The following is a 6577-nucleotide window of genomic DNA, read 5'->3' as shown; positions in this document are numbered from 1 at the left end:
AGCTTTATCGGCAGCGGCTTTGTCTTTAGCAGCTTTATCAGCAGCGGCTTTGTCTTTAGCAGCTTTATCAGCAGTAGCTTTGTCTTTTGCAGCTTTATCAGCAGCGGCTTTGTCTTTAGCAGCTTTATCAGCAGCGGCTTTGTCTTTAGCAGCTTTATCGGCAGCGGCCTTGTCTTTTGCAGCTTTATCGGCAGCGGCTTTGTCTTTTGCAGCTTTATCAGCAGTAGCTTGTTCTGTTTGACGTTTTACTTCTTCATCTGCACGTTGTTTTTCGGCAATTTTGCGTTGTTCTTCTGCTTGTTTTGCTTGGGCTGCTTCTTTTGCTTTTTGTTTTGCATCAGCGAGTTGCTGTGCAGTAGGCGTTGGTGGAGTGACAGGAACATTTTCAGGTTGAGTATTATCTACAACAGGGCTTAATATTTCTTCCGCTTGATTTTCAGCAGTCGTTTCCTGTTCTACAGGTTTTGCCATCGGTGGTGGTAAATCTTCTGGCTTGATGAGAACAGTCGTCAGTTTTTTCGGTTGCTCAGGCGGTTTACTTAGACCTAAGAAAAGCAAGCCAACAATCGCAATTGCATGTACCCCAAGGGTAAAACCTAGCGCAATTGCATTTTGTTTAAAAGGTGGCTCTTGAAATTTTTTCATAACTTACTTTAATGGCTCTGTCAGTAAACCAACTTGAGTTAAACCGGTTTCTTGTAAACTAGCCATGAGTGATACAACCTCACCATAGGGGCGAGATTTATCACCATTTACTAATACGGTGAGTTGTTTATTTTCTTGTTCCGCTTGCTTTTGAGCATCACTCAAAATAGCTTCAAGCTGCTCAAGTGAAAGAGGTTCACTATCTTTATGATCTTGGTATTGCAAATAAATATTGCCATCTTTGCCAATCGTTACCATTGCAGGCATGTCTTTCGATTCGATAGGATTATTATTCGCTTGGGGCAAATCAACTTTGATGCCGTTGGTAATCATAGGTGCAGTGACCATAAAAATGACTAAAAGTACCAACATAACGTCAATATAGGGTACAACGTTCATATCACTTTTCAGTGGTTTTTTAATGCGTTCAAAACGCCCAGATCGTTGAATTGCCATTATGCATCTTCCTGTGTCGATCCAATCGCTTGACGCTGTAAAAGAGCGACCATTTCTTCTGCGAATAACGCACGATCTGAGTAAATAGATTCACCTTTCGCTGTGAAGTGGTTAAAAGCCAGCACAGCAGGAATTGCTGCAAATAAACCGATTGCCGTTGCAATAAGTGCTTCAGCAATACCCGGTGCTACGGTTGCCAAAGTAACTTGATCAACGGCAGCAAGGCCAATAAAGGCATTCATAATGCCCCAAACCGTACCGAATAAGCCGATATAAGGCGCAACAGAACCAATACTCGCAAGCGCTCCTAAACCTTGTTCTAAACCGCCTTGATCACGACTTAGACCGACACGAAGAATACGTTCAGTACCTTCAATGGTTTGATTGGTATCTGCTTTGCGTTTTTGTAGTTTAAAAAACTCACCTAAACCTTGATAAAAAATATCTTCTAGGCCACTACGTTTCGAGTTTAACTGAGCATTATTGTAGAGCGTGTTTAATTCGGCACCTGACCAGAACATTTTTTGAAAATGCTCATCATCTTGAGCTGCTTTTTTAAAACCCATATGTAATTTGGCAATTAAGTACCAGCTGAAAATTGACGCTAGTAATAAGATCAACATGACCAATTGCACGACTGGGCTGGCTTGTAAAATCAGGTCAGAAATATGTAGAGAAGATTCTAAATTAGTTGCCATAAGTTGAGTGCCGAAAGTTTATTTTTAGTCCTGTGCTAATTCTTTTTGAATCAGATCACGTATTTCTTCAGGAAGTCTACGTGGCATTAACTCTTTGTTTAAACATGCCAACGTAACCTCACCTGAAGCAAGCAAGATTTCACCACGATAAATATTTTGTTGCAACACAAAAGACGCGGCTTTACACGAAATAACACGTGCTGTAACGGTAATTAAATCGTCCATTAATATAGGGCGTACATATTTCACCTGAATTTGATGTACAACGAAGTTGTAGTCTTGTTGATGCCAGTAGTGATCGATGCCTGCTGCACGTAACCATTCAGTGCGTGTGCGTTCCATAAAACGAATGTGATTGGCATGGTAAACGATACCACCTGCATCTGTATCTTCAATATATACACGAATATTAAATTCAAAATGATTAGCCATATCCTTAACCTATTTCTGCATACTGCGAGCAATTGAGGGAATGATATTGCGTCAATGATAGGATGGGAATAGTAATAAATAACATATTGCTAGATCATTGAAAAATTAAGCCCTAATGATTAGGGCTTAAAGTGGAAGGTGAACAACAATTATTACAACTCGTTCCAATCAACTGTTTTTGGATAACCTTGTACAAGTTTTGCATTGGCATAAGCACTCACTAATGCTTGACCACCAATTGTTTGAGTAATTGATATGGTATTTTGTTGATTATAGAGATCAACGATTTCAACTTTTGCAGCACTTGGCTTTAAAGCATAAAAATCACTTTCTGTTGAAAATTTAAAATTAGAGTTAAAGTTTACAGAGAAAACCTTACCTCTAATTTCGCCACTTAATTGTCCTTTCGCTATATCTTCTATGTTGCCAGTAGATGCATTGAAATTTGAAGTGAGTGCATAATTGTTTAGAGTATATTGATAAATACTGTTGTTATTTGTTTTATCTATGAACTTGTAAGTGGCTTGATTAGATTCAAATAAGCTTTGAGTTAAGTTGTCACTAATAATTGTATATGTATATTTTAATTTACCATTGACTGAAATTGATTCATCGGCCGTGTCAATATTCATATTTGTCAAGGTAAGCTCACTTTTGGTTGAGGTACCTGATTTTGCAGTATTAGACTGGATATTACCTGAAACCGAGATCGTCGTTCCTGTATTATCAGCCATGAGCTTACAGTTATTGAGCGTTACGCTATTGTCTGTATTCACTGTTGCTGTACCAGATATGCAGGGTAACTTAGAGTCAATCGCAGTGGCTCGCGCATAAGCTCCATCAGCAAGTACTGCAATATTAAGTAGTAAATTTTCAGATTGATTGGAAAGATTTACCACAGGTTCATTAATGATGTCGATAGTTTCTGATTTATTATAATCTAGTTTTTCTTTACTATCATTTTTTGTTTGGTTATTTGTACTGTCGCTGCTTCCACCACCGCATGCTGTTAATGATAATGCCCCAGAGCATAAAACAGAAGCCAATATTTTATTCGTCATTTTCTTACCTTAATGTATTAGATTTTATGTAGTTAAAATGAAAGTTTATTTCTTTTAACTACGTAATTATAGCAAGAAAACATGTATTTTATATTAAGATGCGAAATTTTATATTATGTTACTTTTCCATAAAAGCGCATTTTATAATGTCTTTATTCAGGTGGTGTCATACCAAACTGTAAATAAGCCATATTTGTTGCAATACGACCACGTGCAGTACGCATGACATAACCTTGTTGGATTAAATAAGGTTCGATTACATCTTCAAGTGTTCCGCTATCTTCAGCCATCGCGGCTGCTAAAGCTTCAACACCTGTTGGACGACCTTCAAAACGCTCAAGTAACATACTGAGATAACGACGGTCTAAAGTATCTAAACCATCTTTATCTACATTAAGCATGTCTAAAGCACGTTGTGCCATCTCTTGAGTCACTTCACCCGTGCCTTTCACTTGCGCATAATCTCGAACACGACGTAATAAACGATTGGCAATACGTGGCGTACCACGTGCACGTCTAGCGATTTCAGTTGAACCTTCTTTGGTAATCGGAACATCCATCAAGTTTGCCGAACGAGTGACAATATAGGTTAAGTCCTCAACAGAATAGAATTCTAAACGTTGAACAATCCCAAAGCGGTCACGTAAAGGCGAGGTGAGTAGCCCCGCACGCGTTGTTGCTGCAACTAAAGTGAAAGGTGGTAAATCTAATTTAATTGAGCGGGCAGCAGGACCTTCACCAATCATAATATCTAATTGGTAATCTTCCATTGCCGGATAAAGAATCTCTTCAATAACAGGGGATAGACGATGGATTTCGTCAATAAAAAGGACATCGCCTTCTTCCAAATTGGTCAGCATCGCCGCTAAATCTCCAGCTCGTTCCAATACAGGACCAGAGGTGGATTTTAAATTACCGCCCATTTCGCGTGCGATAATATTCGCCAATGTGGTTTTACCTAAACCCGGTGGACCAAAAATCAAGGTGTGGTCGAGTGCTTCACCACGACCTCGTGCAGCACCAATAAAGATTTCCATTTGCTCACGTACCACTGGCTGACCAATATAGTCTTCAAGAGAGGTTGGGCGAATCGCACGATCAAAATGATCTTCTGGTTTTTCAGAACCACTGATTAAACGGTCTTGCATAATGAGTTCGGTCTATCTTTATTTATTCAATGACTTAAGTGCAGCTCGGATAATATCACTGGCTTCGGTAAAATCTGCTTTAACGGCTTGAATCAATTTTTGTGCTTCAAGTGGTTTGTAGCCCAGTGATTGTAAAGCGGCTTCAGCTTCGGCAACAGCAGAATTTCCAGTGAACTGTATTTGAGCGGATGCTGTATTATTTGAAACGGTCGTGCTTGAAAATGCTTTAAAACGATCACGTAGTTCAATCATTAAACGTTCAGCTGTTTTCGTACCAACTCCTGGGACTTTGACCAGTGTTTTTACATCAGCATGTTCGACTGTATGGATGAGCATGTCCACGCTCAAAGTCGAAAGAATACCGAGCGCCATTTTAGGACCGACACCATTGACCTTGAGTAAAGTACGAAAAATAATTTTCTCTTGTGCATCACTAAAACCATACAGTTGCTGTGCATCTTCTCGAACCACCAAATGTGTCCATAAAGTGACTTTCTGTCCTTTTTGTAATTGGCAAAATGTCGAAAGTGGTGTGTCAATTTCATAGCCTACACCATTTACATTCAGCAATACGGTTGGGGCTTCTAAGGCAAACACTTCGCCAATTAAACATCCGATCATAAAACTTGTTTCACTGTTGTTTTGAAAATTCAAATTAAAAGATAAAGTTCTCTGTTTTAAAAGAACCCAACTTTATTGCCTTGCAACTCTTGCGCCAAGCTATAAGCCTGATGATCCGAGAACTTACTAATAATATCGAGAACTTGCATAATATTATTATAGTGGTTGTTTTGCAGATTTACGCCTGAATGTTGCAAAATCGACATCAAACGTTGCTCTTTAAAGCTTAAGGTCTTATGTGGCATGGTTAATGGAATAAATGCATCCAAAATCGTTTGTAGGCTTTGATGTGCAATAATTTCTAAACCAGATTTTTGAGGATGTTCAAAAATTCGATCTCTAGCAAGATTTTTCGCTGTTTGAATGCCTATTTCAATATCGGGTGAGCAATATTGTAAAAGACCGCCTTTAAGCTGACCCGTTAAAATTTCATAATGATGTTTAGCAAAAGCAGTAGTGACTTCATCGACAAGACGTTTCATCACACGCCCACGCAAAGCTGCGATTTTTTGCTGCCATGTGGTATGGGGTAAGTGCAACTCTTCAGGACGACCAAAGTCGGCAATCAAATTCAGAAAAATGGGTTCAACCTCATCGTAACTCAGCATATTGAGAATAATGCCATCCTCTAAATCAATGAGGGCATAACACATATCATCCGCAGCTTCTAATAAATAAGTGAGCGGATGACGACAATAATGATATTCACCGAGTTGAATTAAGCCGAGCTGTTCAGCCAATTGTTTTAAGATTTCTTTTTCAGATTGATAGCAACCAAATTTTGCTCTTTGATGCGATGGCATATCGCCTTGTTCTTCAATGGTTTTAGATAACCATGGATATTTTAAATAAGCTCCGAGTGTGGCACAGGTCAAACGCATGCCACCATCATCAGGATGATAATCAATACGACTAAGTAGACGAAGTCCTTGTGCATTGCCTTCAAACTGACGTACATCTGCTGCTTCTTCGGGTGTTAATTGGCTGAGAAAGTCACGATGCGATGCATCATCAAACCATTCCCGAATCGCATATTCACCTGCATGTCCAAAGGGGGGATTACCAATGTCATGTGCAAGGCAAGCTGCCTGAATAATTGCACCAACATCTGCTGGTGAAATCCACATCGGTAATTCATCTTTGATTTTTTCTGCGGCTAACATGCCAAGTGAACGACCAATACAAGAGACTTCAAGCGAATGAGTTAATCGTGTATGAATTCCATCATGTTGAGTGAGTGGATGAACCTGTGTTTTTCTATTCAGTTGGCGAAAGCTTTGAGAAAATATAATTCTGTCATAATCTTTGTGGAAGGGGCTTCGAGCCAATTCGGTACTGCTTTTTTTACTGCCTAAACGAATTGCAGACAGCAATTCCAACCAACGCATTTGTTCCATTCATCATTATTCACTATGAGTTCATTTTCATCATGCCAAAAAAAAGATTAAAGCACTAGTGCAGGGCGACACAAGTTGTCTTAGATAAGTATGTTGTCGTTTATAGTTTTGTATTCAAT

7 protein-coding genes and 1 pseudogene are annotated in these 6577 nt (G+C 39.2%); all 8 read right to left on the bottom strand.

From position 1 onward, the window contains the following. Positions 1–645, bottom strand: a pseudogene (locus tag F908_RS16310) (protein TolA); the annotation flags it as partial. A gap of 3 nt (positions 646–648) precedes the next feature. Further along, positions 649–1101 (bottom strand): protein TolR, encoded by a 453-nt coding sequence (tolR, locus tag F908_RS10040; RefSeq protein ID WP_005161227.1) that lies wholly within the window; start codon positions 1099–1101, stop codon positions 649–651. Next, positions 1101–1799, bottom strand: a complete 699-nt coding sequence (gene tolQ, locus F908_RS10035) for a protein TolQ (protein ID WP_004661166.1) — start codon at positions 1797–1799, stop codon at positions 1101–1103. The genes tolR and tolQ overlap by 1 nt, the downstream gene beginning before the upstream one ends. A gap of 24 nt (positions 1800–1823) precedes the next feature. Then, positions 1824–2231, bottom strand: a complete 408-nt coding sequence (ybgC, locus tag F908_RS10030) for a tol-pal system-associated acyl-CoA thioesterase (protein WP_005161226.1) — start codon at positions 2229–2231, stop codon at positions 1824–1826. Positions 2232–2383: 152 nt separating this feature from the next. Next, on the bottom strand, positions 2384–3292 hold the full coding sequence (locus F908_RS10025) for a hypothetical protein (RefSeq protein WP_005161225.1): 909 nt from the start codon (positions 3290–3292) through the stop codon (positions 2384–2386). Positions 3293–3444: 152 nt separating this feature from the next. Continuing rightward, on the bottom strand, positions 3445–4440 hold the full coding sequence (gene ruvB, locus F908_RS10020; protein ID WP_005161224.1) for a Holliday junction branch migration DNA helicase RuvB: 996 nt from the start codon (positions 4438–4440) through the stop codon (positions 3445–3447). A gap of 18 nt (positions 4441–4458) precedes the next feature. Next, a complete protein-coding gene (gene ruvA, locus F908_RS10015; RefSeq protein ID WP_005161214.1) occupies positions 4459–5061 on the bottom strand; it encodes a Holliday junction branch migration protein RuvA in 603 nt (200 codons plus the stop codon). A 56-nt stretch (positions 5062–5117) separates the two neighbouring features. Beyond that, on the bottom strand, positions 5118–6458 hold the full coding sequence (locus F908_RS10010; protein WP_005161211.1) for a deoxyguanosinetriphosphate triphosphohydrolase: 1341 nt from the start codon (positions 6456–6458) through the stop codon (positions 5118–5120). Between the last annotated feature and the right edge of the window lie 119 nt (positions 6459–6577).

This window comes from Acinetobacter sp. NIPH 284 (genome assembly GCF_000369425.1).
In the GTDB taxonomy this organism is placed as follows: domain Bacteria; phylum Pseudomonadota; class Gammaproteobacteria; order Pseudomonadales; family Moraxellaceae; genus Acinetobacter.
The sequence above is the reverse complement of the archived record's forward strand: the minus strand, read 5'-3'. Positions and strand labels throughout refer to the sequence as shown.